The following is a 26,701-nucleotide window of genomic DNA, read 5'->3' on the forward strand; positions in this document are numbered from 1 at the left end:
AATCTTACTTGGGCCGCACCGCGGGCCTCGCCCTGCCTGCAGGTTTGCTCGCTGGCTCACCGCCTATTTGTTGACCAGCTTCGCCGGCACCGTGTAGGTGAGGAAGGCGCCGAACAGCAGCACGCCGGCCAGCACGAAGAGCGCGATGTCGGTGCTCTTCGTCGCGTCCTTGATCAGCCCGATCATGTACGGGCTCACGAAGCCCGCCAGGTTGGCGAAGGAGTTGATCAGCGCAATGCCCGCGGCCGCGCCGGCGCTCGACAGAATGGCTGTCGGCAGGCTCCAGAACAGCGGCGACGTGGCCAGGCTGCCGCCGGCCGCCAGCGCCAGCGCGGCGAGCGACAGGTACACGTTGTTGCTGAAGATGGCGCTGAGCATCAGGCCGAGCGCACCGCAGCAGAACGGCACGATCAGGTGCCAGCGGCGCTCGCGCATGCGGTCGGAGCTGCGGCTGACCAGCAGCATCGAGCAGATGGCCACCGCGAACGGCACGGCCGTGAGCAGACCGATGTTCAGCGCGCCCGACACGCCCGACTGCCGCACCAGCGTGGGAAGCCAGAAGGTCAGGCCGTACTGGCCCATCACCGTGCAGAAGCAGATCACGGCCATCTTCACGATGCGCCGGTCGGCGAACAGCGCGCGCAGCGACATGGGCGCGTTGTCGGTCTTGGTGGCGTTCTCGGCGGCGATGTTGCGCGCGAGCAGCGTCTTTTCCTCGTGCGTGAGCCAGCGCGCGGCCTGGATGCTGTTGTCGAGGTACACGATCACGAGCAGGCCGATCACCAGCGAGGGCAATGCCTCGATCAGGAACAGCCACTGCCAGCCGCGCAGGCCGCCCATGCCCTGCATCGCTTCCATGATGAAGCCCGACAGCGGCCCGCCCAGCACGCCCGACACCGGAATGGCGCACATGAACACCGCCACCATCTTCGCGCGGCGGTGCGAGGGAAACCAGTAGGTGAGGTACAGGATCATGCCGGGGTAGAAGCCGGCCTCGGCCGCGCCGAGCAGGAAGCGCAGCACATAGAACTGCGTGGGCGTCGTCACGAACATCATCGCGGCGGAAATCAGGCTCCACGTGATCATGATGCGCGAGATGGTGGCCTTGGCGCCGATGCGGTGCATCAGCAGATTGCTGGGCACCTCGAAGAAGAAGTAGCCGATGAAGAACAGGCCCGCGCCCAGCCCGTACATCGCCTCGCTGAACTGCAGGTCGTTGAGCATCTGCAGCTTGGCGAAGCCCACGTTCACGCGGTCGAGGTAGGCCGCGACGTAGCACAGCATCAGGAACGGCATGAGCCGCCAGGCCACTTTCTTGTAGAGCGCGTTCTCGGCCGCGGCAAAAGAGGAGGCCGACTGCTGCGCCGGATGGAGTGTGGTGGTTGACATGCGTGTCCTGTGGATGGTGGCTACTGGTATGACCAGTAGGACTTGTGGCGCCGGGCGACGATAGCGCGGGAGTTTTCATTCACGGATAGTGGATTTCCCTGAGCCCCTTGCATTGACCGGATTTCCGTCTGAAAGGCATACTGGTCATACCAGTTGATCCAGAGAAGAACAGGAGCTTTCGTTGACGCTTGCCCGTCCCCATTTCCTGCCCACCGAGGCGCAGGCGCTAGAGCTTGTCGCGCAGCCGTTGACGCGCGAGGCCTTCGCGGCGTTCGGCGATGTCATCGAGAGCGGGCAGCGGCCGCCCCTGTCCATCAACGCCGGCATGACGGCGCGCCACCACGACCTGGCGCACGTGGACCTCGGGCCCGAAGGCGGCCGCGCGCTGGTGAACATCTTCGAGACGCAGCCCTACGCGCTGCCGCTGCGCGTGGCCATGCTGGAGCGGCATCCGCTGGGCAGCCAGGCCTTCGTGCCGATGGACGGCAGCAGCTTCCTGGTGGTGGTGGCGCCCGCGGGCGACACGGTGTGCGTGGAAGACGTGCGCGCCTTCGTCACCGACGGGCGGCAAGGCGTGAACTACGCGCGGGGGGTGTGGCATCACCCCCTGGTGGTGACGCAGCGCGTGGCGAACTTCGTGGTGGTCGACCGCGGGGGGGCGGGGCACAACTGCGATGAGATTCATCTGCCCGACGGGGTCAGGCTTCTGGTCTCCTGAGGGGCGCTACTCAACCATTGCAGGCCGCCATTGCAGGCCGCCATCGCAGCGACCTGCCTGCAGCACGTTCAGTGCCTTCAGCGACTTCAGTGCGCCTGCGCCGCCAGCACAAACGCCCCCAGCTCCCGATTGAACCGCGCCGCGTCTTCCCAGAACGGCGCATGCCCCACGCCCGGGTACTGCGACAGCCTCGCCCCTGGCACGGTAGCCGCCGTGTACCGCCCCACATCGAGCAGCACGGCCTTGTCCTCGATGCCGTGCGTGACGAGCACCGGCACCTTCACGGTCTTGAGCGCGGCCTCGTAGGGCGCGGGCCGGCCCGACATGGCGCGCCGCACGTAGCCTGGCGCCATGGTGTTGAAGCCGAGCATGGTCTCGAACTCCGCCGCCGTCGGCTGCGTGGAGAAGCAGGCGCGCAGGAACGCGCGCGTGGCCTCGATGCTCACCGCCTCGTCCGGCGACACCAGCCCGGGAGCGATCGCGCCGGCCGGCGCCTTGGCGTTCAGCGGGCCGTTGGTGGACGCATCGACAAAGTCGATGCCCGCGATGCCGCTGTCGCCGTAGGTCATGAGGTAGTCGCCGAGCACGCGGCCCGCGTAGCTCCAGCCGACCAGCACGGGGCGCTTCATGCCGGTCTGCTCGATGACGGCCTTGAGTTCGTCGGCCCAGCGCTTGCTGTCGGTGTAGTACTCGGTGCCTTGCGGCTTGTCTGAAAACCCGTGGCCGCGCATGTCGTAGGTGACGATGCGAAAGGTCTTCGCCAGGTCGCTGTCGAACTGCTTGCGCCACGAGAGGTAGCTCTGCATGAAACCGTGGATGAACACGATCTCGGGGCCGGCAGCGTTGCCCCATTCCTGCACATGCAGCTTGACGCCATCGGGCGTGGTCACCGTGTGCAGCTTGTAGGGCAGGGCGGGGGCGGCCGCGCTTGCAGCGGCTGGTGCGGGTGAAGCGTTGAGCGTGGGCGTGGGCGTAGGCATGCCTTGGGCCAGTGCGCATTGCGCGCCCATCGCCATGAGCAGCGGCAGCAGGGATCGTTGGAGTCGCATCGAAGTCTTTCCGTGGTGAAGGTGTCGTCGGGCGCGGAGCACAGGGCCCAATGCCCAGCGCCCCGCGGCGGACCCAATGTCGAAACCTTGCACAGGCATGCAAACAGGGCTAACCCTTCCCGTTCATCGAGCGCGCAGGGGCATGCCTGCACCGCCGTGCATGCCCTTGCAACAAAGGAAAAATCAGTACCCCAGCGCGCCCGCCGCCGGCCGCCGCCCGCCCGCACCGGAGGCCTGCTGGAAGGCCTGCGTGATGAGGCCCGTCGTGGTGCTCGCGAAGTACCGCGCGCCCCACTGGCCGTACTTGTCTTCGTCCTGCGGCGTGAGCGCGATCACGCCGCCGCAGTTGCCCGCGTCGCGAATGGCGCACAGCGCGCGCTGGATCGCGGCCTCCACTTCGGGCGCCTTCCAGTTGTTGTCGAAGCCCATGGCGTGCGACAGGTCGTTAGGCCCGACGAACACGGCGTCCACGCCGGGCACCGACGCGATCTCGGCGGCCTGCTCGACCGCTTCGGGCGTCTCGATCATCACGATCAGAGCCACGCCCGCGTTGCTGCGCTCGGTGTGCGCCACGCCGGGGAACGCGCCGTAGCCCGCGGCGCGCGGGCTGAACGCGCTGCCGCGCCGGCCCACGCGCGGGTAGCGCACCTGCTGCACCAGGTCGCGCGCTTCCTCGGCGCTGCCGACCATGGGTATCTGCACGCCGCTGGCGCCCATGTCGAGCACGCGCGAGATGTCGTGGCGCAGGCAACGCACCACGGGCACGATGCCGCTCGCGCGCGCGGCGCGCAGCATGTGCTCGGTGGTTTCCAGGCTGGCGCTGCCGTGTTCGTTGTCGAGGATGACGAAGTCGAAACCCGCGTAGCCGCACATCTCGACGATGGCCGGGCTGGGCAGCGAATTGAACAGGCCGCGCAGGCGCTGGCCGCTTTTCAGCAGCGCGGGCAGGCGGGTGTCGAGCGGGTGATGAGGATGAACAGGATGGTCCATGGTGTCTGTGTGTCCTTCAATGGATGTCGTCGGCCTCGCGCATGGCGGCCTCTATCTTCGCCAGGTTGAAGCCGGGGCCGCGCGCGGCGGCCAGCAGCGGTGCTTCCTTGCGCTGCACGCGGTCGATGCACTCGGGCAGCGCCTGCAGGTAACACGGCGAGATGAGCACCGCGCCGTGCCGGTCGGCATGAATCAGGTCGTCGTGCGCCACGCGCAGGCCGAACACCTCCACCGGCTCGCCGATGCGCTCCACGTGCACGAAGGCATGCGAAGGGCCGATGCTGCCCGCAAGAATGGGAAAGCGCGGCGACAGGTCGCCCAGGTCGCGCACCGAGCCGTTGGTCAGCACGCCCGCCACGCCCAGCCCTTCGTGCACGGCCGAGTTGACCTCGCCCCAGAACGAGCCGATGCCGGGGTGCTCGTCCAGGTCCTGCATCACGACGAGGGTGGGCACGCCGTTCACGGGCGCCACGTGGCGGTAGTAGTCCAGGCGCAGCTGGCGCATGTCGGCCGCAGGCCGCGTGGAAGGCTGCGCGGCGCGAATGCACGCGGTGCGCGCAAAGCCCAGCATCGGCGCCATCGGCTGCGGCGCGGCCACCAGCGTGCCACGGGTGAAGCCCTGCGCGCTGCGACCGCCCATCGCGAGCTCGAGCGCGTTGCAAATGGTGGGCGTGTCGACCGAGCGCAGCTTGCGGGCCAGCGCCTCGCTCAGCACCGGGTGCGGCGCGGCGCTCATTCGAGCGTCACGTGGTTGGTCTTGATGAGCTCGGCGAACTTCAGCGTCTCGTCCTGGATGAACTTGCGAAAGGCCTGCGGCGTCATCGGCTTGGGCGTGAAGCCCTGCGCGGCCAGCCGCTCGACCACCGCGGGCGAGCGCAGCACGGCCACCACTTCGCCGTTCAGCCAGGTGACCACCGGCGCGGGCGTCGCGGCGGGCGCGAGCAGGCCGAGCCAGGTCGCGGCCTCGAAGCCGGGCACGCCCGACTCGGCCAGCGTGGGCAGCTCGGGTGCCAGCGGCGAGCGTGCGGCGCTGGTCACGGCCAGCGCCTTGGCCTGGCTGTTCTTGGCGAAGGCCAGCGCGGTGGTCATGTTGTCGAACTGCATGTCGATCTGGTTGCCCGCCAGGTCGACCAGCGACTGGCTGCTGCCCTTGTACGGCACGTGCACCGCCTTGCCGCCGATGCGGTTCAGGAACATCAGCGCCGTGAGGTGCTGCGAGGTGCCGTTGCCGCTGGAGCCGTAGGACACTGCGTCGGGCTTGGCCTTGACCACCGCGATGAGCGACTTCACGTCGGTCGCGCCCGACTTGTTGCCCGCCAGCAGCACCAGCGGCGTGCTCGCGAGCTCGGTCACGGGGGCGAAGTCCTTGTCGACGTTGTAGCTCACCTTCTTCAGCAGCGTTGGGTTGACCGACAGCGCCGTCTGCGTGCCCAGCAGCAGCGTGTAGCCGTCGGGCTTGGCGCGCGCGACGTACTCGGTGCCGATGCCGCCGCCCGCGCCGGCGCGGTTGTCGACCACCACGGCCGTGCCCCAGCGCTTGCCGAGCTCTTCGGCCACCAGGCGCGCGACGATGTCGGTGGCGCCGCCGGGCGCGAAAGGCACGACGATGGTGACGCGGCCGGTGGCGGGGTAGCCGCCCGGGCCGGCGGGCGCTTGCGCGGATGCGAGGTTGCCGATGCCGCCGGCCAGGGCGAATGCGGCGGCCGCGCGCAATGCGGTGCGGCGCAGGCGCGAGGCCGTTGGAAGGGATGTACGGGATGCGATAGGTGTGTCGTGTTTCATGCTGTCTCTCTCATTCGGCCTGGATGCCTGCGTCCTTGATGACCTTGCCCCACTTCGCGATTTCCGATTGCTGGAACGCGGTGAAGGCCTCCGACGTGCGGCCGTCGGGCTCCACGCCCAGGCCGCGCAATTTCTCCTGCACGTCGGGCATGGCGACGATGGCGGCAATCTCGCGCGCCAGCCGGTCGACCACCGGCTTGGGCGTGCCCGCGGGCACGAACACGCCCTGCCACGACTGCATCTCGAAGTTGGGTGCGCCGGCCTCGGCCAGCGTGGGCACGCCCGGCAGGCTGGCGAGCCGCCTGGCCGCAGTCACGCCCAGCACCTTCACGCGCTTGCCGTCGATCATGGGCCGCGCGGCGGCCACGGTCTCGAACACCATGTCGATCTGCCCGCCCACCAGGTCGACGATGGCCTGCGAGCCGCCCTTGTAGACGATCTGGCGCATGCGTGTGTGCGTGATGTTCTCGAACAGCTGGCCCGACAGGTGCTGCGACGTGCCCGGCCCCGCGGTGCCGTAGGTGAGGCTGTCGGGCTTGGCCTTGAGCTCGGCGATGACCTGCGCCACCGAGTTGAAGCGGCTGCCCTCGGGCACCACGAGCACGTTGCTCACCATGCCCACGAGGTTGACGGGCACGAAGTCCTTCACCGGGTCGTAGCCCAGGTTCTTGTTGAAGAAGGGGTTGACCGCGTGCGTGGTGATGGTGCCGCCGATGACGGTGTAGCCGTCGGCCGGCGCGCGCGCCACGGCCTGCGTGCCGACGATGCCCGACACGCCCGGGCGGTTGTCGATGATCACCGGCTGGCCCAGCCGCTCGCCCAGGTGCTGGGCCACCAGGCGCGCCACGCCGTCGGACACGCCGCCGGGGGAGAAGGGCACGACGTACTTGACGGGCTTGGTGGGCCAGGCGGCCGGCTGCGCATGCGCCACGCCCGCAATGCCGCTCAATGCGGCGAACGTGGAAAGGGCGAGCGGGAGTGCGAGTGCGGCAAGCGTGGCCCGCAGGGCGGGGCGGATTCGGGGGCTCATGGATTTGTCTCCTGGAATGAATGAAATCGTCCCGCTCAGGCGGGCTTCGAAACCTTGGCTTTGCCTGGGTTGCTTCGTTTGCCTTGCGAGGGCCGTGCCGCGCGCACCGAGTCGCGCTCGACCACGCGGCACGCAATGACCACGTTGCGCGGCTGCGCGTCGTCCTGCATCTGCTCGTGCAGCAGCTCGACCGTGGCCTCGACCATCGGCTCCACGCCCTGCACCACGGTCGTGAGGCGGTAGGCGCCCCAGGCCGCCTGCGGCACGTCGTCGAAGCCGACCACGCTCACGTCCTCGGGCACCCGCAGGCCCAGCTCGTGGCGCAGCACGTCCATGGCGGCGATGGCCATGTGGTCGTTGGCCACGAACACCGCGTCGGGGCGCCTGGCGGCAGGCACGCCGGCGAACATGGCGCGCGCCGCGTCGCGTGCGCGCTCGAAGCTGTAGTGGCCCACCTCGCGGCGGAACACCTGCACGCCCGCTTGCGCGAGCACCTCGTTGAAGCCGCGCTCGCGCTCCAGGTTGGTCGAAGACTTTTCCAGCCCCGCCAGGAACGCGATGCGCTTGTGGCCGCGCGCGAGCAGCAGCTCGGCCACCATGCGCCCGCCCTCGCGGTTGTCGGAGGTGACCGAACTGGTCGTGTGGCGTGCGAAGGCGCTGGTGTCGGGCACGCGGTTGAACAGCACCACCGGCACGCCCGAGTCGGCGCACTGGCGCGCGAGGTCGGGCGACAGCATGGCCGAGGCCATGACGATGCCGTCGATCTGGTACTGCAGGATCTCGTCGAGCACGCCGTCGGTCTCGTCGCCGTCGCTGATGAACATCAGCACGTGGTAGCCCTGCTTCTGCAGCTTCTGCGAGAGCTTCTCGATCACCAGCGGATAGAACTGGTTCTCCAGGTAGCCCATGACCAGCGCGATGATGCGGCTGCGCCGTGTGATCAGGCTGCGCGCCATGGCGTTGGGCCGGTAGCCCAGCGACTTGGCCGCGATCATCACGCGGGCGCGCGTGTCTTCCGACACGCTGGCGCCGGGCGTGAAGGTGCGGCTCACGGCCGACTGCGACACGTTGGCCAGTTTGGCGACGTCCTGCGCGGTGGCGTTCGACCTCATGCCGCGCTCCAGCCGCCGTCGAGCATCAGCGCGCTGCCCGTCATGAGGCTCGAGGCCTCGCTGGCCAGGAACACCACGGCGCCCATGATCTCCTCGGTCTTGCCGAGCCGGCCCAGCGCGATGCGCTCGGTGACCCAGTCGCGGAAGGCGGGGTCGGCGAACATGCCCGCCGTCATCGCGGTTTCGATGAAGGTGGGGCAGATGGTGTTCACGCGGATGTTCGCCGGGCCCAGTTCCCAGGCCAGCGCCTTGGTCATGCCCTCGACCGCGTGCTTGCTCGCGCAGTACAGCGTGCGGCGCGGGCTGCCCACCACGCCCATCTGCGAGGAGATGGTGACGATGGAGCCCGGCAGCCCGGCCGCGAGCAGCCCGCGCGCGACCGTGCGCGTGACGTACAGCGTGGCCTTCACGTTCAGCTCGAACACCGCGTCGATGTCGTCGTCCTGCACGTCGACCAGCAGCTTGGGCCGGTTGAGGCCGGCGTTGTTCACCAGCACCTGAAACGGGGCCGCGGCACCCAGCGCGGCGGTCACCGCGGCCGAGTCGGTCACGTCGAGCACCAGCCAGTCGCACGCGCCGCCTTCGGCGCGAATCAGCTCGCAGGCCTCGCGCAGTTCGTTCTCCGAGCGTGCGGCCAGGGTGACGTGGGCGCCGGCGCGTGCCAGCGCCGCCGCCGCGGCCAGGCCGATGCCGCGCCCGGCTCCGGTGACCAGCGCGCGCCGGCCGTCGACCCGAAAGCCCGGCGAGCGGGGCAGCGCGCCGGTCACGACAGCGCCGGCACCGGCTGGTACCACGGCACCTCGGGCCGCGTGCCGTAGCGGCGCACGCGCAGGTTGGCCTGCTCGCCGTGGCCCGCGAAGTTCTCCATGTGGCACAGGCGCGAGCAGTACTCGCCCATGAGCGCGCTGGCCTCGTCGGTCAGCACCTTCTGGTAGGTGCAGGTCTTCAGGAACTTGCCCACCCACAGGCCGCCGGTGTAGCGCGCGTTGCGGTTGGTGGGCAGCGTGTGGTTGGTGCCGATGACCTTGTCGCCGAAGCTCACGTTGGTGCGCGGGCCGAGGAACAGGGCGCCGTAGTTGGTCATGTGCGCCAGGAAGTAGTCGGGGTCGCGCGTGAGCACCTGCACATGCTCGAATGCCAGCTCGTTGGCCTTGCGCAGCATTTCTTCCTGCGTGTCGCAGACGATCACCTCGCCGTACTCGGCCCAGCTCACGGCGGCGATGGCGGCGGTCGGCAAGATCTTCAGCTGCCGCTCGATTTCGGCGAGCGTGTCGTGCGCCAGCTGCTCGCTCGTGGTGAGCAGGATGGCCGGCGACGTGGGGCCGTGCTCGGCCTGGCCCAGCAGGTCGACTGCGCACATTTCGCCGTCGGCGGTGTCGTCGGCGATCACCAGCGTTTCGGTCGGGCCCGCGAACAGGTCGATGCCCACGCGGCCGTAGAGCTGGCGCTTGGCTTCGGCCACATACATGTTGCCCGGGCCCACCAGCATGTCGACCGGCGCGATGGTCTGCGTGCCCACGGCCATGGCCACCACGGCCTGCACGCCGCCCAGCACCAGGATCTCGTCGGCACCGGCCATGGCCATGGCCGTGACGATGGCCGGGTGCGGCGCGCCCTGGTAGGGCGGTGCCGTGGCCACCACGCGCTTCACGCCGGCCACCTTGGCCGTCAGCACGCTCATGTGGGCCGACGCCAGCAGCGGGTACTTGCCGCCGGGGATGTAGCAGCCCACGGCGTCCATCGGGATGTTGCGGTGCCCGAGCACCACGCCGGGGTAGGTCTCGACCTCGACGTCCTTCATCGATTCGCGCTGGATCTGCGCGAAGTTGCGCACCTGTTTCTGCGCGAAGGCGATGTCTTCGATCTCGCGTGCCGAGAGGCTCTCGCGCGCCTTCTCGATGGCATCGGCGGAGAGCCGGAAGTCGGCCGGGTTCCAGTTGTCGAACTGGCGGCTGTAGTCGCGCACGGCATCGTCGCCGCGCGCCTCGACCGCCTTGATGATGCCTTCGACGGTGGCGCGCACCTTGGCATCGTCGTCGGCACGGACTTGCACGTCCTTGCCGCGCTTGAGGTATTTGATCATCGGGTGTTCCCAGTGGTTTGGCGTTGCATACGAATGCAATGTCGAAACCTTGCATTCGTATGCAAACAGGGAAAACCCTAGGTTTTTTTCCGATCGTTCGACTGCCTGTTCAGGCCGAGTTGATCTGGCTCAGCTTCTGAAAATGCTTGCCGAGTTCGTCGATCAGCTTGGACGCCAGCTCGCTCTTTTGCCGCCCCTTCTTGCTCACCACGAAGAAGTCGATGGGCACCAGAGGCTCCACCAGTGTTCGAACCGCCACCTCGTAGCGCGTGCAGGCAGGCGCCACGAATCCCGGCAGCGCCGCCACGCCGTGCCCGGCCTCCACCATCGCGATGATGGCCTGGATGTTCTGCAGCGCACCGCTGCGCGCGGGCGCGGCGTCGAGCTCGCGCAATTGCGCATCCACCAGCTTCTGGATGGGGTTGTCGTTGGGCAGCGCGAGCAGCCGCTCGCCGGAGAATTCAGACCAGGCCGCGCGCTGCCCCGCGCCCGCGCGCCGGCCGCGCGAGCGCGCCGGGGCCGGCGTGCCGGCGCCCGGACTGACGCGCACCATGTGGAACGTGGCGAGCAACTGGCGCTCGATGCCGGCCGCTGGCTTGAAGAAGGCACCCAGCCCGAGGTCGACCTCGCCGGCCTCGATGCCCTGCAATATCTGCCTTCGGTCGAGGTCGCTCACGTTCACCCGGATGCTCGGCTGCACCTGCCGGAAATCGTGCAGCCAGCGCGGCAGCACGCTCGACGCGATCAACGGCGTGGCGGCCAGCGACACCTGCTGCCCGGCCACCGCCGACAGCTGCCCAATGTTGGCGGTCGCGTTGTCCCAGTCGGCCAGCATGCCGCGCGCGGTGGGCAGCAACGACTCGCCCGCCGGCGTGAGGCGCACCGAGCGCGTGGTGCGGTCGAACAGGCGGGCACCCACCTGCGCCTCGAAGTCCTTGAGCATCAGGCTCAGCCCCGCCTGCGTCACGAAGATTTCCTCGGCTGCGCGCGTGAAGCTGCCCAGCCGTGCGATGGCCAGGAAAGCCTGGAGCTGGCGGGTGCTGATATTCATTAGCAGGGCCTATCAATTGATTTGATAGTTTAACTTCTCAAATTTCTCTCGCTGCGATGCAATTGCCCGGTGGCCAATCGGGCCCATTGGCAATGAAGGAAAGAAACACATGGCGGCCCAACCTCTTCACGTACTGATTGCCGGCGCCGGCATCGGCGGCCTTTGCTGCGCATTGGCGCTGCAGCGACGCGGCTTTCGCGTCACTGTGCTCGAACAGGCGCCCGAGCTGGGCGAGGTCGGCGCGGGCTTCCAGGTGAGCGCGAACGGCTCGCGTTGCCTGGCGGACATCGGCCTGGGCGACGAGCTGCCGCAGCTGGCGACCCAGGCCGCCGGCAAGCAGGTCAGGCTGTGGAACACCGGGCAGACGTGGAAGCTGTTCGACCTGGGCGCGGAGTCGGTGCAGAAGTACGGTTTTCCGTACTACCTGATCTACCGCGCCGACCTGCATGCGCTGATGGCGCGCCATGTGCGCGAACGCCAGCCGCACGCGATCCGGCTGGGCGCCAAGGCGGTCGGCTTCACGCAGGACGTCGAAGGCGTCGAGGTCGAGCTCGAGGGCGGCGAGCGCGTGCGCGGCGATGTTCTCGTCGGTGCCGACGGCGTGCACTCGCGCATCCGCCGCGCCATGTTCGGCCCGAGCGATGCGCAGTTCACCGGTTGCGTGGCGTGGCGCGGCCTGGTGCCGCGCGACAAGCTGCCGGCCCACCTGCATGCGAACCTGGGCACCAACTGGATCGGTCCCGGCGCCCACGTCATCCACTACCCGCTGCGCGAGGGCCGGCTCGTCAACTTCGTGGGCATCGTCGAGCGCAGCGACTGGCAGGTCGAGTCGTGGACCGAACGCGGCAGCGTCGACGAGTGCCTGAACGACTTCAGGCACTGGCATGACGACGTGCAGCGGCTCATCCAGGGCATCGACCAGCCCTTCAAGTGGGCCCTGCTGAGCCGCCAGCCCATGGACAGCTGGACCGACGGACGGGCCACGCTGCTGGGCGACGCCTGCCACTCGACACTGCCCTTCCTGGCGCAAGGCGCGGTGATGGCGCTGGAAGACGGCGTGGTGCTGGCCCGCTGCCTGGCCGCCCACCGCGGCGACCCCGCGGCCGGCTTGCTGCGCTACCAGGCGCTGCGGCTGGAGCGCACCTCGCGCATCGTGCGCGGCTCCGCGGCCAACGCGGCGCGTTTTCACAACCCGCTGCTGGCCGACGCCGCGGAGGCGAGCCGCTATGTGGACCGCGAATGGAACGAGGACAGCGTGCGCCAGCGTTATGAGTGGCTGTTCAGCTACGACGCGACCACCGTCGACGTCGGCGGCGCCGTCGATGCCCAGGCCACGAACTGAATTCAAACAAGGAACCCGACGAATGAACGACGACCACGCATTGCCGGCATTGATCCACGACCTGGTGCACGCCTTCCAGGTGCTTGCCATGGACGGGCAGGGCAGCGGCATTTCAGGCCACCTCACGGCTCGCCTGCCGAACGCCCGCACTTTCTGGAGCATTCCCTACGGCTTCGGCTTCGAAGAGGCGACGGCCGAGCAGCTGATCGAATCCGACTTCGAGCTGCGCACGGTCACGGGCGCGCTGCCCTGCAACCCCACGCTGAACATCCACACCGAGATCTACGAAGCCCGGCCCGAGGTGTGCTGCATCCTGCACACGCATTCCGAGGCTTCGCTGGCGCTGGGCATCGTGGGAAGCAACCTCGAGCCGGTGACGCAGAGCGGCGCGCTGTTCTACGAAGACATCGTGCTGTTCGACGAGTTCGACGGCATCGTGCTCGACAAGAAGGAGGGCGCCAGCATCGCCGCGCGGCTGGGCACCAACCGGGCCATCCTGCTGCGCAACCACGGCTCGGTGGTGGTCGGTGAATCCATCGCTGACACGGCCATCGCGGCCACCGTGCTCGAGTTCGCGGCGCGTGTGCAATTGCAGGCCATGGCCGTCGGCACGCCCAAGAAGCTGCCGCCCGCAGAGGCGCGCCAGACCAAGGCCTTTCTGCGCCGCCCCGACGTGGTCGACCTGCGCTGGCAACTGCTGGTGCGCCAGGCGCGGCGGCACAACCCCCACTTCACCTTCGAGAGAACCTTTGCATGAACGCACCCGCAGAAATACCCGCTGGAACAGCCGCTGAGGCAGTCGCTGACGCACGGCCCCCCAAGGTCCTGATGCTGCTGACCTCCGACTTCGTCACCGCGCGCTACGAAGCACTGCGCAAGCGCGCGCCCGACCTGCAGATCGTGACCGAGCTCGGTGCCGGCGCCGACCCCGACGTGACCGCGCTCTTCGCGTTCAAGCTGCCGGCCGGCATCGCGCCGCGCCTGCCCAACCTGCAGCTCGCGGCATCGGTCGGCGCCGGCGCCGACGGCATTCTTTCGGCGCCCGACCTGCCGGGGCATGTGAAGGTGACGCGCGCGGTCGAACCGGGCCTGGGCCTGAGCATGGCGCAGTACGTGTCGCTGCAGATCCTCAGCCACTTCCGCGCGCTGCCGCAAATGCAGGCGCAGCACGCGGCGGGCGAATGGAAGCGCCTGCCGGTGCCCGATGCGCGCGACGTCACGGTCGGCGTCATGGGCCTGGGCGCCATCGGCTCGGTGGTGGCCGAGGTGGTCGGCGCACTGGGCTTCAAGGTGATCGGGTGGACGCGCTCCGAAGCGCGTGCGGCCCGCGTGCCGGTTTTCGTGGGCGAGGGCGGCATGGACGCGTTTCTCGCGCGGTGCGACTACCTGGTGTGCCTGCTGCCCATCACCGCGCAAACCACCGGCCTGCTCGACCGCTCGCGCCTGTCGAAGCTGCCCACGGGCAGCTATGTGGTCAATGTGGCGCGCGGCGGCATCGTGGTCGAGCAGGACCTGCTGGCGCTGGTGGACGAAGGCCACCTGGGCGGCGCCACCTTCGACGTGTTCGCGACCGAGCCGCTGCCGCCCAGCAGCGCCTTCTGGCGGCACGACAAGGTGCTGGTCACGCCGCACATCGCGGCCCAGCCTTCGGTCGGCCCGGTGGTGGCGCAGTTCATCGACAACCTGCGGCGCCTGTCGCAAGGCGAGCCCTTGCTCGACGAGGTCGACAGGCGACTGGGCTACTGAGGCGCTGCACACCACCGCACACCTTGCGGTTTCAAGAAACAAACACGACGGAGACAACCAATGACAAGACGCAAACTGCTCTACGGCCTGGGCGCCGCCCTGGCGCTCGGGCTCGCCCCGCAGGCCGGCCTGGCGGCCGATGCCTATCCCTCGAAGCCGATCAAGGTCATCCTGCCGTTCGCGACCGGCGGCCAGTCGGACGTGGTGGCACGGCTCATCACCGCCCGCCTGTCGGCCGGCCTCGGCCAGCCGATGGTGGTCGAGAACGTGCCCGGCGCGGGCGGGATGATTGCCGCGGCCAACGTGGCGCGCGCCGCGCCCGACGGCTACACGCTGTTCCTGGCGAACGCGAGCACGCTGACCATCGCGCCGTATCTGCAGAAGGGCGTCAACGTCAAGCCGTCGGACTTCACGCCCGTGACCACCGTGAGCCAGTTTCCGCTGGTGCTGGTGGTCAATGCCGCTTCGCCGTACAAGTCGCTCGCCGACGTGATCGCCGCCGCCAAGGCGCGCCCCGACAAACTGAGCTTCGCGTCCCCGGGCTATGGCACCACGCCGCACCTGGTGGGCGAGACATTCAGGCGCGAGGCGGCGATAGAGATCACGCACGTGCCCTACAAGGGCGGCGCGCCGGCGCTGAACGATTTGCTCGGCGGCCAGGTCGACCTGTTCTTCGAAGCGCCCAGCACGCTGCTACCGCAGATACGTGCCGGCAAGATTCGCCCGCTCGCGGTCACCAGCAAGACGCGCATGAGCGCCTTGCCAGAGGTGCGGACCGTGGCCGAGCAAGGCATGCCGCAGCTGGCGCTGGAAAGCTGGTCGGGCTTCGTCGCGCCGCCCCACACCCCCGTCGACGTGGTGGCGCGGTTGCGCATCGAGACCGACAAGGTGCTCAAGAGCCCGGACATCGTGAACAAGCTGCGCGAGCTGGGCTTCGAGGCCACCTCCAGCACGCCGCAGGAGCTTGCGCGCATGGTCCGCGACGAAGGCGCCACCTGGTCGAAGCTGATCAAGGAACGCAACATCACGGTCGACTGAAGCCCTCAGCCCAGGAAGCGCTCGACCAGCCTCACCCAGTAGGTGGCGCCCAGTGGAATCAACGCGTCGTTGAAGTCGTAGCTGGGGTTGTGCAGGCTGCAGGGGCCCGGGCCGTGCGGCATCGCGCGATGGGCGCCGTCGCCGTTGCCGATGAAGGCATAGGCACCGGGCCGCGCCTGCAGCATGAAGGCGAAGTCTTCCGCCGTCATGGCGGGCTCCTGCACGAGGACGTTGCCCTCGCCGACGATGCCGGCGATGACGCCACGGGCAAAGTCGGCCTCGGCCGCCGAATTGACGGTGGGCGGATAGCTTCGGTTGAAGCGCACCTCGCTGCGCGCGTCGTGCGCGCTGCACACGTGGCTGGCGATCTGGGTCATGCGCTGTTCGATCAGGTCGAGCGTGGCCAGCGAGAAGGTGCGGATCGTGCCCCTCAGTTCGCAATTGTCCGCAATCACGTTGTTCGACTGGCCGGCCTGCAGCACGGTCACGGTCAGCACCGCGGCCTCGTCCGGGCTTTTGTTGCGCGAGAGGATGGTCTGGAACGCCTGCACCAGCTCGCAGGCCACGGGCACCGGGTCGACGGCCGCGTGCGGCAGCGCCGCATGGCCGCCCTTGCCGTGAACGATCACGGTGAACTCGGTGCTCGACGCCATCACGCCGCCCGGGCTCACGGCGAACTGCCCCTCGGCCATGCCCGGCCAGTTGTGCATGCCGAACACGGCATCGACGGGAAACCGGTCGAACAAGCCGCCGTCGATCATCGCGCGCGCGCCCGCGCCACCCTCTTCGGCGGGCTGGAAGATGAAGTGCACGGTGCCGTCGAACCGGCGCGTTTGCGCCAGGTGCCGCGCCGCCGCCAGCAGCATCGCGACGTGGCCGTCGTGGCCGCACGCATGCATCTTGCCGGGGTGCGTGCTCGCGTGGCCGAAGGTGTTGAGCTCGGTGACGCGCAGCGCGTCCATGTCGGCGCGCAGGCCGATGGACCTGCTGCCGCTGCCTTGGCGCAGCGAGCCCACCACGCCGGTGCGCGCCAGGCCGCGGTGCACGTCGATGCCGCATTGCGCCAGCTCGGCCGCGACCAGGTCGGCGGTGCGGAATTCTTCATAGCGCAGCTCGGGGTGCGCGTGAATGTCGCGGCGCAGCGCGGCGTTGGCGTCAGTGCGCGCGACGATGGCGTCGATCAATGCCATGGGGGTGCGGGCGGTCATGAAGCCGGCCGCAGTTCTTGCGCGAGCGCATCGAGGAAGCGCGAATTTTCCGTGGCCGTGCCAATGCTCACCCGCAGCCAGTTCTTGAGGCCGTAGGAGCCCAGCGGCCGCGCGATGAGGCCGTGCTGTTCCAGCCGGCCGGCCAGCGCGGCGCTGTCCCCCGTTTCCACGGAGACGAAGTTGGTCGACGACGGCAGGTGGCGCAACCCCCGTGCACGAAAGGCGGCGCACAGCTGTTCGTGGCCCTCGCTGTTGACGGCGAGCGTGCGCGCGAGGAAATCGCCGTCGCCGAGCGCGGCTGCGGCGCCCGCCTGCGCGGGTTGCGACACCTGGAACGGCGCGCGCACCCGGCGCAGCATGCCGGCCAGCGCGGGCTGCGCGATGCCGTAACCCACGCGAAGACCGGCCAGCCCGTAGGCCTTGGAGAAGGTGCGCGTCACGAGCAGGTGGGGGTGACGCCGCACCCAGGCCACGGCGTCGCCCCGCGCGGCGGCGGGCAGGTACTCCAGGTAGGCCTCGTCGAGCACCACCACCGTGCCGTCGGCCTGGGCCGCGATGAAGGCCTCGAGCGCATCGGGGTCGAGGCTGGTGCCGGTCGGGTTTCCCGGGTTCGCGATGTACACGAGCGAAACGGGCTGGCGCGCGCCGAGGCGCAGCATCTCGCCGAGATCGACCGTGAAGTCCGGCGACGGCACCACCACCGCGGTGGCGCCCGCGCGCTGCGCCGCGTTCACATACGCCTGGAACGAGTACTGCGCGTAGAGCGTGAAGCGGCCCGCGCTCAGCAGCGTCGTGGCAGCCATGCCGATCACGCTTTCGGAGCCGGCGCCGGTCACGATCCAGTCGGGCGGCACGTCGAGCTGCAGCGCCAGCGCTTGGGTGAGGTCGGTGCAGTCGTTGTCCGGGTAGCGGGAGAGGTCGATGGACGACGCGGCCAGCGCGGCCAACGCACGGGAGCTGGCCCCCAGCGGGTTTTCGTTCGATGCGAGCTTGACGATGTGCGCGAGCGGCATGTCGATGCGGCGGGCGAGGTCTTCCATCGGCAAGCCCGGCGAGTACGACTTGAGCTGCTCGATGTGCGGGGGGTAGACGGGTGCGTTTCTCACGGGAGGTTTCTTTCGACGTTGGGGAGGGTGGTTGGGTTTCCGGTGTCCGGGTGCCTGGATGTCAGCCCGCGCGGGCAATGCGCGCCTGCAGCGTGCGCACATAGCTGGAAAGCGCGAAGGAAACGCAGAAGTAGAAGAGCGCGATGAACAGGTACATCTCGACCAGCCGGCCGTCGCGCTGCGCGATCTTCGAGGCCGTGCCGAACAGGTCGTCCAGCGACAGCACGTACACCAGAGAGGTGTCCTGGAACAGCACGATGAACTGCGTGAGCAGCACCGGCAGCATCTTGCGCAGGGCCTGCGGCAGCACGATGTACAGCATGGTGCGCGTGCCGTTCATGCCCAGCGCCTGCGCCGCGGCCGCCTGCCCGTTCGGAATCGAGCGGATGCCGGCGCGAATGACTTCGCAGAAGTACGCCGACTCGAAGAGCACGAAGGTCAGGTACGCGGACGCGGTGGCGCCGACCGCCACCGGCGTGGGCGACCCCGCCGCCCACGCCGCCGTGTACGGAACGAGCACATAGAAGGCGAAGAGCCCGAGCACCAGTGGAATGGCACGGAACAGGTTGACGTACGCGTCGCCGGCGGCGCGCAGCACGCGGTTGCCGCTGAGCCGCGCCATCGCGATGCCGCAGCCCAGCAGCAGGCCCGAGAAGCCCGCGACCAGCGTGAGCTTGACGGTGAACGCCAGCCCGGTCGTGAGCATGTAGGGCAACGCATGCCAGACCGAGGCGAAGTCGAAGCTGGAGAACATGCCGCTCACCTTGCGCCGAAGCCCGGCAGTTCGAGACGGCGCTCGAAGCGGCGCATGGCCGTGACGACCGCGAAGTTCAGCAGCACGTAGATGCCCAGCGCCGCGAGAAAAGCCTCGAACACCTGGAACGAGAACTCCTGCATCGCATGCGCCTGCGCGGTCAGCTCGACCAGGCCGATGGTCAACCCGACGGACGTGGCCTTGACGGTGTTCATGGCGTCGGTGGTCAGCGTCGGCCAGATGATGCGGAACGCGCGCGGCAGCAGCACGTGCCGGTAGGTCTGTGCCAGCGTGAGGCCCAGCGCCGCTGCGGCCAGTTGCTGGCCGCGCGCCAGCGCGTGGATGCCGCTGCGCAGCTGCTCGGCCACGCGCGCGGCCATGTAGCAGCCGATGCCGGCCACCACGGTGAAGAACGGGCCGCCCGGCCACTGCTTGACCCAGTCGCCGGCCGCCTTCGGCAGCAGCTCGGGCAGCACGAAGTACCAGACGAACAGCTGCACGATCAGCGGGATGTTGCGAAACAGCTCGACATAGATGCGGCCCGCCGCCTGCGCCTTGGCGGACGGGTGCGTGCGCAGCACGCCCACTGCGGTGCCCAGTGTCAGCGCCACGATGTAGATCAGCAGCGTGGCGGCCACCGTGCATGCGAGCCCGACGGCCAGCAGGTAGCCGTAGGCGCCGCCACCCGTGGGCGACTGCTCGAGAAACACCCGCCAGTTCCATTGGTAGTTCACGCGTTCACCTGCGCTCAGTAGGCGGCCGGGTCGATGGAGTCCGTGGGCTTGGCGTAGGCCTTTCGCAGGGCGGGGCTCATCGGGAAGTTCATTCGCAGGCCGCGCGGCGCAATGGGCTGAACGAACCACTTGTCGTAGTTGGCCTTGGCCGCGGGCGAAGCCAGGTAGGCACTGAGCGCCTTGTCCACGGCGGCCTTGAACTCGGGGTCGTCGCGGCGCATCACCAGGCCGTAGGGCTCGGGCGGTGCAAGGGTGTCGGGCGAGATCACGTAGTCGCCCGGGTCCTTGGCGCTTGCGATGGCGCTGGCCAGCAGCACGTCGTCGCTGACGAGCGCCGCGGCCCGGTCGGTCGCCAGCATCAGGAAGGCCTCGGGCTGGTCCTTCGCGTTGACGATGCGCAGGTTCAGGTTCTGCTTCAGGTTGAGCTCGTTGAGGATCACCATGTGGTTCGAGCCCGGCACCGCCACGACGGTCTTGCCCTTGAGGTCGGCAATCGACTTCAGGTTGCTGGCCTTCTTGGCCGCGAAGGCGGTGGCCGTCAGGAAGAAGGTGTTGCTGAACGCCACCTGCTTCTGGCGCGCCGCGTTGTTGGTCACGCTGGCGCAGTCCATGTCGATGGTTCCATTGCCCAGCAGCGCGAGCCGGGTCTGCGCCGTGACGGGCTTGAGCTCGACCTTCAGGGTCTTGATGCCGGCGTCGGCCTTGAGGCTCTCGACCAGCGCCTTGCAGATGTCGACGGTGAAGCCGATCACGTTCTGGCTGTCGTCGACATACGCGAACGGCACCTGGTTCTCGCGCACGCCGAGGGCGATCGTGCCGGTGTCCGCGAGCTTTTTCAGCGTGCCCGAAAGCGGTGCCGCCGGCGGCTGGGCGCCCGTCTGCGCAACGCTCATTGAGAAGCCCGTCAACAGCGCGGCGCCGACGATCCATGTGGAGAAAGCTTTGCGCATTTTTTTCCTTCGAGGAGAGTGGAGGGAGACCGGCGAATGGTCTTTGCTGCGGCGCGGGCTGTCCATGCCGCGGGCGGCATCGCGATTCCACATCGCTATCAGCCGGCAACGAACGGGCCGCGGGGCAGGCGCGCGACCGCGGCCGGGCGATGCGCAACGGCTATCCCGATGACGCCGAAGCGGTGGACGCGCCGCAGCACTGCGCACACGATGCCGGGCATTTCAGGAGTTCACTTCCATGCCGCTCGACACGCCGTTTCCCGCCTCTTTCCAGACACAGATCCCCGACACCATTCCGCCCTGGCCTTGCTACCTGAACGGCGAGTTCACCAACCTGCGCGAGGCGCGGGTGTCGGTGCTCGACCGGGCCTTTCTTTTCGGCGACGCGATCTACGACGTGGTGCCCGCCTACGACGGCCAGCCCTTCATGTTCGATGCGCACATGGCGCGCCTGGCGCGCGGCCTGGCCGAGATGAGGATTCCCGAGCCGATGGCGCGCCACGCATGGCACGCGCTCACGATGCGTTTGCTGGCCATGCATGCGGAAGCGGACCCGCACCCGAGTGGCATGCGCTACCAGCTGGTGTATTTCCAGGTCACCCGCGGTGTCGCGATGCGCGAGCACGCAATGCCGCAAGGCATCGCGCCCAACGTGTTCGCCATGGTCAACCGCATGCCCGTGCCGAGCGAGGCACAACGCCGCCATGGCGTGGCCTGCATCGCGGCCGAAGACTTCCGCTGGCGCAAGGCGCACCTCAAGTCCACCAGCCTGCTGGGCGCTGTGTTCTCGAAGCAGCTGAGCGTGGACGCGGGCGTCGCCGACACCATCATGTTCCGCGACGGCCAGCTCAGCGAGGCCTCCGCCAGCAACGTGTGGCTGGTGAAGAACGGCCGGGTGTTGGGCGTGCCGAAAAGCAACCGGGTGCTCGAAGGCGTGCGCTACGGGCTGCTGGAGTCGCTCTGCCTTGAGGAAGGTCTGCCCTTCGAGCTTCGCGAGGTGTCGCGCGCGGAGGTGTTCGACGCGGACGAGCTGATCCTGTCGTCCGCGGTGAAGGAGCTGGTGCCGGTGGTCGCGCTCGACGGCCAGCAGATCGGGGACGGCACGCCGGGCGCCGTCTTCGCAAGGCTGTATGCGGCCTACACACGGGCCTACACGCGGGCCTAGACACGGGCCTGCATGCAGGCCTGAACTCGGGGCTGAACGCATGCCATCGCGCGCGCTCGCGATGGCAGTTTCAGGGCGGAGGGCGCCGCGACGCGGCCTGGCTGATGCGCGAGAACGAGCGAAGCATCGCGACCAGCGTCTTCGCCTCGGGGCTCAGCCTGCGGCTCGCCCTCGACACGATGCCCACCTCGTAGCGCCGCGAGGGGTGCGGGAGCTTGATTTCCACGAGCTGCCGCGCCGTCAAGGGATGGTCCAGGATGGACCTTGGCATGCGCGACACGCAGTCGGAGTCGATCAGCATCGAGACGGCGCCGAACAGCGAATCGGACACCGCGGCGATGCGCGGTCGCCCCATTTGTTGCTGCAGGAACAGCTCCTGGATGCTTTCGTCGTCCTGCCCGGGTCGCCCGGGCGCACCCACCACCACCCATTGCAGGCCGGCCAGCTCGCCGATGGCGCGCGCACCGGCGCTCGGGTGACCGGCGCGCGCGACGATCACCGCCTCCGACTCGTAGAGCACGTCCACCCGCAGGTCGGCCGCGTCGAGCTTCTCGGGCAGCCGCATGACCGCGAGTTCCAGCCTGTTGTCGCGCAACGCTGACAGCAGTTCCGAGTTCGCGCTTTGCGTCAGGTGGATGGCAACGTCCGGCAGCGCGCGGCGAAAGTCCTGCAGCACGGCAGGCACGAGCCGCAGCGACGGCTCGACCGACACGCCCAGCGCAACCTGTGTCGCCCGGCGGCCCTGCGCGCCGCGCAGCCATTCCTCGGCCCGCGTGGCCTCGATGAGCGCCGCCTGCGCATACGGAAGAAAGGCCTGGCCGTCGGCGGTGAGCGCCACGCCCTTGGCCGTGCGCTCGAACAGCGAGAGCCCGTGTTCGTTCTCCAGCCGCGCCACGCTCTTGGTCAGGCCGGCTTGCGAGACGTCGAGCGCGCGTGCCGCGGAGCGGAAGCCGCCATGCGTGATCACGGCGTTCAAGTCACGAAGTTGCTGCAGATTCATGGCGCGGCCCGGAGCTGTGAAGGCAGCCACTATGCCGCGTCAGCGCGGTGGCGAACAGCCTTGCGTGCGCGCAATCGGATTGATTGGCAGAGGATATCAATTGATTTGATATTTAAATTTCACAAATCTAAGGCGTGCGCGTGAAATACCCGGCTTCGGCTTTCAGCCCCTCCGGTTTTCAAAGGCAGTGACTTGATCAAGATTCAGAACGTATCGAAGTGGTACGGCCCGGTGCAAGTGCTCGACGACTGTTCGGTGAGCATCTCCAAGGGCGACGTGGTGGTGGTGTGCGGGCCTTCGGGCTCGGGCAAGTCCACCCTCATCAAGACCGTGAACGCGCTCGAGCCCTTCCAGAAGGGCGAGATCACCGTCAACGGCATTCCGCTGCACGACCCCAAGACCAACCTGCCCAAGCTGCGCTCCAAGGTCGGCATGGTGTTCCAGCACTTCGAGCTGTTCCCGCACCTTTCGGTGACGGAGAACCTCACGATCGCGCAGATCAAGGTGCTGGGCCGCACGCCCGACGAGGCCAAGACCCGCGGCCTGAAGATGCTCGACCGCGTGGGCCTGATGGCGCACAAGGACAAATTCCCGGGCCAGCTGTCGGGTGGCCAGCAGCAGCGCGTGGCCATTGCGCGTGCGCTGTCGATGGACCCGATCGTGATGCTGTTCGACGAACCCACCTCGGCGCTCGACCCCGAAATGGTCGGCGAAGTGCTCGACGTGATGGTGAGCCTGGCCAAGGAAGGCATGACCATGATGGTGGTTACGCACGAAATGGCATTCGCCCGCAAGGTGGCCAGCCGCGTGATCTTCATCGACGTGGGCGGCAAGATCCTGGAAGACTGCCCGAAGGACGAGTTCTTCAGCCACCCGGAAAACCGCCAGCCGCGCACCAAGGACTTCCTGGACAAGATCCTGGCGCACTGAAAGCGCCGCGGATGCGTTTTCAGCGTGCTGCCCGGCTCACTGCCGCGCTTCGTCGTAGCTGCGCCGGCATTCCTCGATGCGCGGCCAGTGGTCCCGTATCCACGAGGTGAACCCTTCCAGCGCGGGCAGCATGCCCGCGCCCATTTCGGTGAGTTCGTACTCCACGCGTGGCGGCACTTCCGCGAAGTAGTGCCGCACCAGCAGCCCGTCGCGCTCCAGGTTGCGCAGGGTGAGCGTCAGCATGCGCTGGGTGATGCCCTCGATGCCGGTCTTGAGCGCCGAGAAACGAAGCCGGTGGCCGGGTGCTACAGCAAGGTGCGACATGACCAGGATCGTCCATTTGTCTCCCAGCCGCGCGAGCACGCCGTGGGGTGCGCAGGGCGTGAAGCGAGGGCCCTGCTCGGTCTCGGCGTAGGGCCGCCCGTTGATTGTTTTCTGCAGCCGTACCATCCGTGTGCCTCAGGTTAAGCAATGTGCCGCCGCCGGCCATTTTTTCGTGAGTATAGATTCGTAACCCTTGTTCATTCACGAGGGTATTTTTCATGTCGGACAGCAAGAGAATCCTGGTTTTCGGCGCCACCGGACAGCAGGGCGGGTCGGTCGCCGCGGCGGCGTTGAAGGCCGGATGGCAGGTGCGCGCACTGGTGCGAGACCCTGGGTCCGCGAGGTCGCTGGCACTTCGCGAGGCGGGTGCGGACATCGTGCGCGGCACCTTCGCCGACACCGAGGCCATCCGCAACGCGATGAAGGGCGTGCACGGCGTCTTCAGCGTGCAGCCGAGTTCGGGCCAGGGCCCGGCGCTCGGGCTCAGCGACGAGGAAGAAGAGCGCTACGGCATTGCTGTTGCCGACCTGGCGCTCGAGAGCGGCGTCGAGCACCTGGTCTATACCTCGACCGGCGCGGTGAGCGACGGGCTCACCGGCATGGGCCATTTCGACAGCAAGGCGCGCATCGAGGCACATGTGCGCACGCTGCCGATCACCTTCACCATCGTGCGGCCGGCCGCGTTCATGGAAATGCTGGTGATGCCCGGCTTCGGGCTGGACACCGGACGCTTCAATTTCTTCATGAAGCCCGAGCAGGCGATGCAGCTGCTGGCGGTGGAAGACATCGGCAAGCTCGTGATGAAGGTCTTCGCGGACCCTGCCCGTTTCGGTGGGCAGGCCTTCGAGCTCGCGGGCGACAAGGTGACCGGCCAGCAGCTGCAGGCCTTGTTCACCGAGGCGGCGGGCCGGCCGATCACGTACGCGCGGTTTTCCGATGATGTGCTGAGGGGCAACCCCTTTCTTGCCAAGCTGACGGCCCTGCTCGACGACGGACGCCTGGTGGGCAAGGCCGACCTGGCCGCGTTGCGCGCGCTGAACCCCGAGCTGCAATCGTTCCGTGCCTGGCTCGCAGGCAACGGGCGCGATGCGTTCCGGGCGGCGCTGGGAACCGGCGGTGCGTGGGGCTACGGCCACGCGTAAGGCCGGACCTGCGCAGGGCCTCGGCCCGCAGGGCGCCATCAAGGCGGCTAATCGACCTGCTGGTGCCCGTCCAGATAGTCCAGCAACGCCCGAACCGCCGGCATCATCCCTTTGCGGCTCGTGAACGCCGCCTGCACATGCCCCGGCGGCGAGGCCCAGCCCGGCAGCGCGAGCGCGAGCCGCCCGGCGCGCAGGTCGTCGTGGCAGATCTTGCGCGGCAGCAAGGCCAGGCCCAGCCCGTTCACCGCGGCCTCCTTCAGCGCGAACATGTCGTCGGTGACCAGCCGGGGCTCGTGGCGCACTTCCACCACGCGCTGCCCGTCGCTCAGTTGCCAGCGCGCCCGCTCGCCGACCGCGGGCAATGAGAGCGTCGGCAAGCCGGCCACGTCCTCGGGTGCGCGGGGGCGGCCCACCGCGGCCAGGCAGGCGGGGCTTGCGACCAGCACGTCGACCGATTCACCCAGCTTGCGCACGACCTGGTCGGAGTCTTCGAGCGGCGGCCTGCGCACGCGCAGCACCACGTCCATGCGCTCCTGCACCGGGTCGATGCGCCGGTTCGAAATGAGCACCTGCAGCCGCACCTTGGGGTGCAGCGTCATGAAGCCGGGGATGAGCGGCGTGAGCCACACCTGCGCCAGCGTCATCGGGCAGCTGATGCGCACCTCGCCCGCGGGCTCGCTCGATGCCTGCTTCACGCCGTCGTCGGCCGCCTGCGCCAGCTCGACCAGCGCGCGGCATTGCTCGAAGTAGCCCTGGCCGGCGGTGGTGAGGGTCACGCGGCGCGACGAGCGTTGCAGCAGTCGCACGCCCAGCCGGGCCTCCAGCGCGGTGATGCGCCGGCTGAGCCGCGACTTCGGAATGCCGAGCTGGCGGCCGGCCTCGCTGAAGCCGCCGTGCTCCACCACCTTCGCGAAATAGACCAGGTCGTTGATGTCGTGCATGGCGCAAATGTGGCAGTGGTGCGGTCGAAGCAGCGCGGTTCGTCGTTGCGCCCGCGGAACGATTCGTTCCAGCCGACCCGCTGGATCGCGCGCTTCGCTCGCCGGATGATGGCCGTTCTTATATCCCGGAATGCTCTATGAAAGCCCTGCTCATCGACCCGCGCCCGCCCTGCGATCCTTCCGTCCACAGGCCGACCCTGGTTGCGTTCTGCGACCGCGCACAGGCGGTACTCGCATGAAGCTCGTGTCTTTCGCGTTCGAAGGGCACGAGGGCTTCGGCCTCGTGCGCCGCGACGAGGTGCTCGACGTGAGCGCACTCGAAAACGGGCCGCGCGAGCTGCTGTCGATGCTGAACATGGAAGCCGCCGGTTGGCAGTGGCTGGAACGCGCCACGCCGAAAGCCCGGCGGCTGCCGCTGGCCAGCGTGCGCCTGCGCGCGCCGGTGCCCGCGCCGCGCAAGTTCCTCGGCCTGGGCGGCAACTACGCCTCGCACCTGGAAGAGGCCCGCAAGATCGGCCTGGTCAGGGCGCCGGGCCAGGTCTGGTTCAACAAGCAGGTGAGCTGCGTCGCCGGCCCCTTCGACCCGGTGCACCTGCCGGCCGTGTCGGGCGAGTTCGACTACGAGGGCGAGCTGGGCGTGGTCATCGGGCGCCGCTGCCGGCACGTGACGCGCGAGAACGCGATGGACATGGTGGCCGGCTTCGTGGTGGTCAACGACCTGAGCGTACGCGACTGGCAGATGCGCGCGCCCACGCACACGCTGGGCAAGTCCTTCGACACGCACGGCCCCTTCGGCCCCTGGCTGGTGACGCGCGACGAGCTGCCCGACCCGCACCGCCTGCGCCTTCGCACCTGGGTCAACGGCGAGCTGCGGCAAGACGGCAACACCGCCGAGATGACCCACCGCGTGGAAGACATGCTGGTCGAGCTGACCACCGCCTTCACGCTGGAGCCCGGCGACGTGCTCACCACCGGCAGCCCCGCCGGCGTGGGCGGCCTCATGGACCCGCCGACCTACCTGCGCGTGGGCGACGTGGTGCGCGTGGAGATCGAAAGCATCGGCGCCATCGAGAACACGGTGATCGCCGAGCCGCTGCCCTGAGCAACGACCCACCAT

General features: G+C 68.5%; 27 protein-coding genes. 9 read left to right on the top strand and 18 right to left on the bottom strand.

Going from position 1 to position 26,701, the window contains the following annotated elements; all coding sequences use genetic code 11:
- Positions 1-63: 63 nt before the first annotated feature.
- Positions 64-1,389 (bottom strand): MFS transporter, encoded by a 1,326-nt coding sequence (locus AB6807_RS14150; protein ID WP_286515081.1) that lies wholly within the window; start codon positions 1,387-1,389, stop codon positions 64-66.
- Positions 1,390-1,570: 181 nt separating this feature from the next.
- On the opposite strand from AB6807_RS14150, the gene AB6807_RS14155 reads away from it, so the two are divergent.
- The gene (locus AB6807_RS14155; protein ID WP_371085064.1) at positions 1,571-2,107 is read left to right on the top strand and encodes an ureidoglycolate lyase; all 537 of its coding nucleotides are present in this window, start codon (positions 1,571-1,573) and stop codon (positions 2,105-2,107) included.
- 86 nt (positions 2,108-2,193) lie between these two features.
- Here AB6807_RS14155 and AB6807_RS14160 read toward each other — a convergent pair whose 3' ends face one another.
- The 9 genes from AB6807_RS14160 to AB6807_RS14200 form a co-directional block, all read right to left on the bottom strand.
- A complete protein-coding gene (locus tag AB6807_RS14160) occupies positions 2,194-3,156 on the bottom strand; it encodes an alpha/beta fold hydrolase (protein WP_371085065.1) in 963 nt (320 codons plus the stop codon).
- 183 nt (positions 3,157-3,339) lie between these two features.
- Positions 3,340-4,146: an HpcH/HpaI aldolase/citrate lyase family protein gene (locus AB6807_RS14165; RefSeq protein ID WP_371085066.1), complete on the bottom strand. Its 807-nt coding sequence runs from the start codon at positions 4,144-4,146 to the stop codon at positions 3,340-3,342.
- Positions 4,147-4,162: 16 nt separating this feature from the next.
- On the bottom strand, positions 4,163-4,882 hold the full coding sequence (locus AB6807_RS14170) for an RraA family protein (RefSeq protein ID WP_371085067.1): 720 nt from the start codon (positions 4,880-4,882) through the stop codon (positions 4,163-4,165).
- Positions 4,879-5,928, bottom strand: coding sequence for a Bug family tripartite tricarboxylate transporter substrate binding protein (locus tag AB6807_RS14175; RefSeq protein WP_371085068.1), 1,050 nt, complete (start codon positions 5,926-5,928; stop codon positions 4,879-4,881). The genes AB6807_RS14170 and AB6807_RS14175 overlap by 4 nt, the downstream gene beginning before the upstream one ends.
- A gap of 10 nt (positions 5,929-5,938) precedes the next feature.
- A complete protein-coding gene (locus AB6807_RS14180; protein ID WP_371085069.1) occupies positions 5,939-6,958 on the bottom strand; it encodes a Bug family tripartite tricarboxylate transporter substrate binding protein in 1,020 nt (339 codons plus the stop codon).
- 35 nt (positions 6,959-6,993) lie between these two features.
- Positions 6,994-8,070, bottom strand: coding sequence for a LacI family DNA-binding transcriptional regulator (locus AB6807_RS14185; RefSeq protein WP_371085070.1), 1,077 nt, complete (start codon positions 8,068-8,070; stop codon positions 6,994-6,996).
- Positions 8,067-8,837 carry an SDR family NAD(P)-dependent oxidoreductase gene (locus tag AB6807_RS14190; RefSeq protein WP_371085072.1) on the bottom strand — a complete coding sequence of 257 codons (771 nt, stop codon included), beginning with the start codon at positions 8,835-8,837 and terminating at the stop codon, positions 8,067-8,069. Before AB6807_RS14190 ends, AB6807_RS14185 begins: the two co-directional genes overlap by 4 nt.
- Positions 8,834-10,153, bottom strand: coding sequence for a histidinol dehydrogenase (gene hisD / locus AB6807_RS14195; protein WP_371085073.1), 1,320 nt, complete (start codon positions 10,151-10,153; stop codon positions 8,834-8,836). The genes AB6807_RS14190 and hisD overlap by 4 nt, the downstream gene beginning before the upstream one ends.
- A gap of 109 nt (positions 10,154-10,262) precedes the next feature.
- Positions 10,263-11,204 carry a LysR family transcriptional regulator gene (locus AB6807_RS14200; protein WP_286515094.1) on the bottom strand — a complete coding sequence of 314 codons (942 nt, stop codon included), beginning with the start codon at positions 11,202-11,204 and terminating at the stop codon, positions 10,263-10,265.
- 109 nt (positions 11,205-11,313) lie between these two features.
- Here AB6807_RS14200 and AB6807_RS14205 point away from each other — a divergent pair, with 109 nt between their 5' ends.
- From AB6807_RS14205 to AB6807_RS14220, 4 genes are all read left to right on the top strand, one after another.
- Complete coding sequence (locus AB6807_RS14205) at positions 11,314-12,546, top strand: FAD-dependent oxidoreductase (protein ID WP_371085074.1); 1,233 nt, start codon at positions 11,314-11,316, stop codon at positions 12,544-12,546.
- Between the two features lie 22 nt (positions 12,547-12,568).
- The gene (locus AB6807_RS14210; protein WP_371085075.1) at positions 12,569-13,303 is read left to right on the top strand and encodes a class II aldolase/adducin family protein; all 735 of its coding nucleotides are present in this window, start codon (positions 12,569-12,571) and stop codon (positions 13,301-13,303) included.
- Positions 13,304-13,374: 71 nt separating this feature from the next.
- Positions 13,375-14,292 (top strand): 2-hydroxyacid dehydrogenase, encoded by a 918-nt coding sequence (locus AB6807_RS14215; protein ID WP_371085076.1) that lies wholly within the window; start codon positions 13,375-13,377, stop codon positions 14,290-14,292.
- A gap of 60 nt (positions 14,293-14,352) precedes the next feature.
- Entirely contained in the window at positions 14,353-15,330 is a 978-nt protein-coding gene (locus tag AB6807_RS14220; protein ID WP_371085077.1) for a Bug family tripartite tricarboxylate transporter substrate binding protein, read from the top strand.
- A gap of 5 nt (positions 15,331-15,335) precedes the next feature.
- On the opposite strand, the gene AB6807_RS14225 is transcribed toward AB6807_RS14220, so the two are convergent.
- The 5 genes from AB6807_RS14225 to AB6807_RS14245 form a co-directional block, all read right to left on the bottom strand.
- Positions 15,336-16,520, bottom strand: coding sequence for a M20 aminoacylase family protein (locus AB6807_RS14225; protein WP_371085187.1), 1,185 nt, complete (start codon positions 16,518-16,520; stop codon positions 15,336-15,338).
- A gap of 14 nt (positions 16,521-16,534) precedes the next feature.
- The gene (gene hisC / locus AB6807_RS14230) at positions 16,535-17,644 is read right to left on the bottom strand and encodes a histidinol-phosphate transaminase (RefSeq protein ID WP_371085078.1); all 1,110 of its coding nucleotides are present in this window, start codon (positions 17,642-17,644) and stop codon (positions 16,535-16,537) included.
- A 61-nt stretch (positions 17,645-17,705) separates the two neighbouring features.
- Positions 17,706-18,398: an amino acid ABC transporter permease gene (locus AB6807_RS14235; protein WP_371085079.1), complete on the bottom strand. Its 693-nt coding sequence runs from the start codon at positions 18,396-18,398 to the stop codon at positions 17,706-17,708.
- Positions 18,399-18,403: 5 nt separating this feature from the next.
- Positions 18,404-19,132: an amino acid ABC transporter permease gene (locus AB6807_RS14240; protein WP_371085080.1), complete on the bottom strand. Its 729-nt coding sequence runs from the start codon at positions 19,130-19,132 to the stop codon at positions 18,404-18,406.
- A 14-nt stretch (positions 19,133-19,146) separates the two neighbouring features.
- A complete protein-coding gene (locus AB6807_RS14245; RefSeq protein ID WP_371085081.1) occupies positions 19,147-20,082 on the bottom strand; it encodes a transporter substrate-binding domain-containing protein in 936 nt (311 codons plus the stop codon).
- Between the two features lie 238 nt (positions 20,083-20,320).
- Between AB6807_RS14245 and AB6807_RS14250 the strand changes: the two genes are divergently transcribed.
- Positions 20,321-21,247: an aminotransferase class IV gene (locus AB6807_RS14250; protein WP_371085082.1), complete on the top strand. Its 927-nt coding sequence runs from the start codon at positions 20,321-20,323 to the stop codon at positions 21,245-21,247.
- A gap of 70 nt (positions 21,248-21,317) precedes the next feature.
- Here the strand turns inward: AB6807_RS14250 and AB6807_RS14255 are convergent, their stop codons facing one another.
- Positions 21,318-22,247 carry a LysR family transcriptional regulator gene (locus AB6807_RS14255; RefSeq protein ID WP_371085083.1) on the bottom strand — a complete coding sequence of 310 codons (930 nt, stop codon included), beginning with the start codon at positions 22,245-22,247 and terminating at the stop codon, positions 21,318-21,320.
- A 192-nt stretch (positions 22,248-22,439) separates the two neighbouring features.
- Here AB6807_RS14255 and AB6807_RS14260 point away from each other — a divergent pair, with 192 nt between their 5' ends.
- Positions 22,440-23,177 carry an amino acid ABC transporter ATP-binding protein gene (locus tag AB6807_RS14260; RefSeq protein WP_286515106.1) on the top strand — a complete coding sequence of 246 codons (738 nt, stop codon included), beginning with the start codon at positions 22,440-22,442 and terminating at the stop codon, positions 23,175-23,177.
- Between the two features lie 36 nt (positions 23,178-23,213).
- On the opposite strand, the gene AB6807_RS14265 is transcribed toward AB6807_RS14260, so the two are convergent.
- On the bottom strand, positions 23,214-23,627 hold the full coding sequence (locus AB6807_RS14265) for a winged helix-turn-helix transcriptional regulator (RefSeq protein WP_371085084.1): 414 nt from the start codon (positions 23,625-23,627) through the stop codon (positions 23,214-23,216).
- A 92-nt stretch (positions 23,628-23,719) separates the two neighbouring features.
- Here AB6807_RS14265 and AB6807_RS14270 point away from each other — a divergent pair, with 92 nt between their 5' ends.
- Positions 23,720-24,643 carry an NmrA/HSCARG family protein gene (locus tag AB6807_RS14270; protein ID WP_371085085.1) on the top strand — a complete coding sequence of 308 codons (924 nt, stop codon included), beginning with the start codon at positions 23,720-23,722 and terminating at the stop codon, positions 24,641-24,643.
- Between the two features lie 47 nt (positions 24,644-24,690).
- Here the strand turns inward: AB6807_RS14270 and AB6807_RS14275 are convergent, their stop codons facing one another.
- Entirely contained in the window at positions 24,691-25,584 is an 894-nt protein-coding gene (locus AB6807_RS14275) for a LysR substrate-binding domain-containing protein (protein WP_116911311.1), read from the bottom strand.
- Between the two features lie 235 nt (positions 25,585-25,819).
- On the opposite strand from AB6807_RS14275, the gene AB6807_RS14280 reads away from it, so the two are divergent.
- Positions 25,820-26,686, top strand: a complete 867-nt coding sequence (locus AB6807_RS14280) for a fumarylacetoacetate hydrolase family protein (protein ID WP_371085086.1) — start codon at positions 25,820-25,822, stop codon at positions 26,684-26,686.
- The last annotated feature ends 15 nt before the right edge of the window (positions 26,687-26,701 follow it).

This window comes from Variovorax sp. RCC_210 (assembly GCF_041355175.1).
GTDB lineage: Bacteria > Pseudomonadota > Gammaproteobacteria > Burkholderiales > Burkholderiaceae_C > Variovorax.

Excerpts from the sequence above, each read along its gene's own strand:
- AB6807_RS14150 (WP_286515081.1), bottom strand. The coding sequence starts at position 1,389 with ATGTCAACCACCACACTCCATCCGGCGCAGCAGTCGGCCTCCTCTTTT.
- AB6807_RS14160 (WP_371085065.1), bottom strand. The coding sequence starts at position 3,156 with ATGCGACTCCAACGATCCCTGCTGCCGCTGCTCATGGCGATGGGCGCG.
- AB6807_RS14165 (WP_371085066.1), bottom strand. The coding sequence starts at position 4,146 with ATGGACCATCCTGTTCATCCTCATCACCCGCTCGACACCCGCCTGCCC.
- AB6807_RS14170 (WP_371085067.1), bottom strand. The coding sequence starts at position 4,882 with ATGAGCGCCGCGCCGCACCCGGTGCTGAGCGAGGCGCTGGCCCGCAAG.
- AB6807_RS14175 (WP_371085068.1), bottom strand. The coding sequence starts at position 5,928 with ATGAAACACGACACACCTATCGCATCCCGTACATCCCTTCCAACGGCC.
- AB6807_RS14180 (WP_371085069.1), bottom strand. The coding sequence starts at position 6,958 with ATGAGCCCCCGAATCCGCCCCGCCCTGCGGGCCACGCTTGCCGCACTC.
- AB6807_RS14185 (WP_371085070.1), bottom strand. The coding sequence starts at position 8,070 with ATGAGGTCGAACGCCACCGCGCAGGACGTCGCCAAACTGGCCAACGTG.
- hisD (WP_371085073.1), bottom strand. The coding sequence starts at position 10,153 with ATGATCAAATACCTCAAGCGCGGCAAGGACGTGCAAGTCCGTGCCGAC.
- AB6807_RS14200 (WP_286515094.1), bottom strand. The coding sequence starts at position 11,204 with ATGAATATCAGCACCCGCCAGCTCCAGGCTTTCCTGGCCATCGCACGG.
- AB6807_RS14205 (WP_371085074.1), top strand. The coding sequence starts at position 11,314 with ATGGCGGCCCAACCTCTTCACGTACTGATTGCCGGCGCCGGCATCGGC.
- AB6807_RS14210 (WP_371085075.1), top strand. The coding sequence starts at position 12,569 with ATGAACGACGACCACGCATTGCCGGCATTGATCCACGACCTGGTGCAC.
- AB6807_RS14215 (WP_371085076.1), top strand. The coding sequence starts at position 13,375 with ATGCTGCTGACCTCCGACTTCGTCACCGCGCGCTACGAAGCACTGCGC.
- AB6807_RS14220 (WP_371085077.1), top strand. The coding sequence starts at position 14,353 with ATGACAAGACGCAAACTGCTCTACGGCCTGGGCGCCGCCCTGGCGCTC.
- AB6807_RS14225 (WP_371085187.1), bottom strand. The coding sequence starts at position 16,520 with ATGGCATTGATCGACGCCATCGTCGCGCGCACTGACGCCAACGCCGCG.
- AB6807_RS14235 (WP_371085079.1), bottom strand. The coding sequence starts at position 18,398 with ATGTTCTCCAGCTTCGACTTCGCCTCGGTCTGGCATGCGTTGCCCTAC.
- AB6807_RS14245 (WP_371085081.1), bottom strand. The coding sequence starts at position 20,082 with ATGCGCAAAGCTTTCTCCACATGGATCGTCGGCGCCGCGCTGTTGACG.
- AB6807_RS14250 (WP_371085082.1), top strand. The coding sequence starts at position 20,321 with ATGCCGCTCGACACGCCGTTTCCCGCCTCTTTCCAGACACAGATCCCC.
- AB6807_RS14255 (WP_371085083.1), bottom strand. The coding sequence starts at position 22,247 with ATGAATCTGCAGCAACTTCGTGACTTGAACGCCGTGATCACGCATGGC.
- AB6807_RS14265 (WP_371085084.1), bottom strand. The coding sequence starts at position 23,627 with ATGGTACGGCTGCAGAAAACAATCAACGGGCGGCCCTACGCCGAGACC.
- AB6807_RS14270 (WP_371085085.1), top strand. The coding sequence starts at position 23,720 with ATGTCGGACAGCAAGAGAATCCTGGTTTTCGGCGCCACCGGACAGCAG.
- AB6807_RS14275 (WP_116911311.1), bottom strand. The coding sequence starts at position 25,584 with ATGCACGACATCAACGACCTGGTCTATTTCGCGAAGGTGGTGGAGCAC.
- AB6807_RS14280 (WP_371085086.1), top strand. The coding sequence starts at position 25,820 with ATGAAGCTCGTGTCTTTCGCGTTCGAAGGGCACGAGGGCTTCGGCCTC.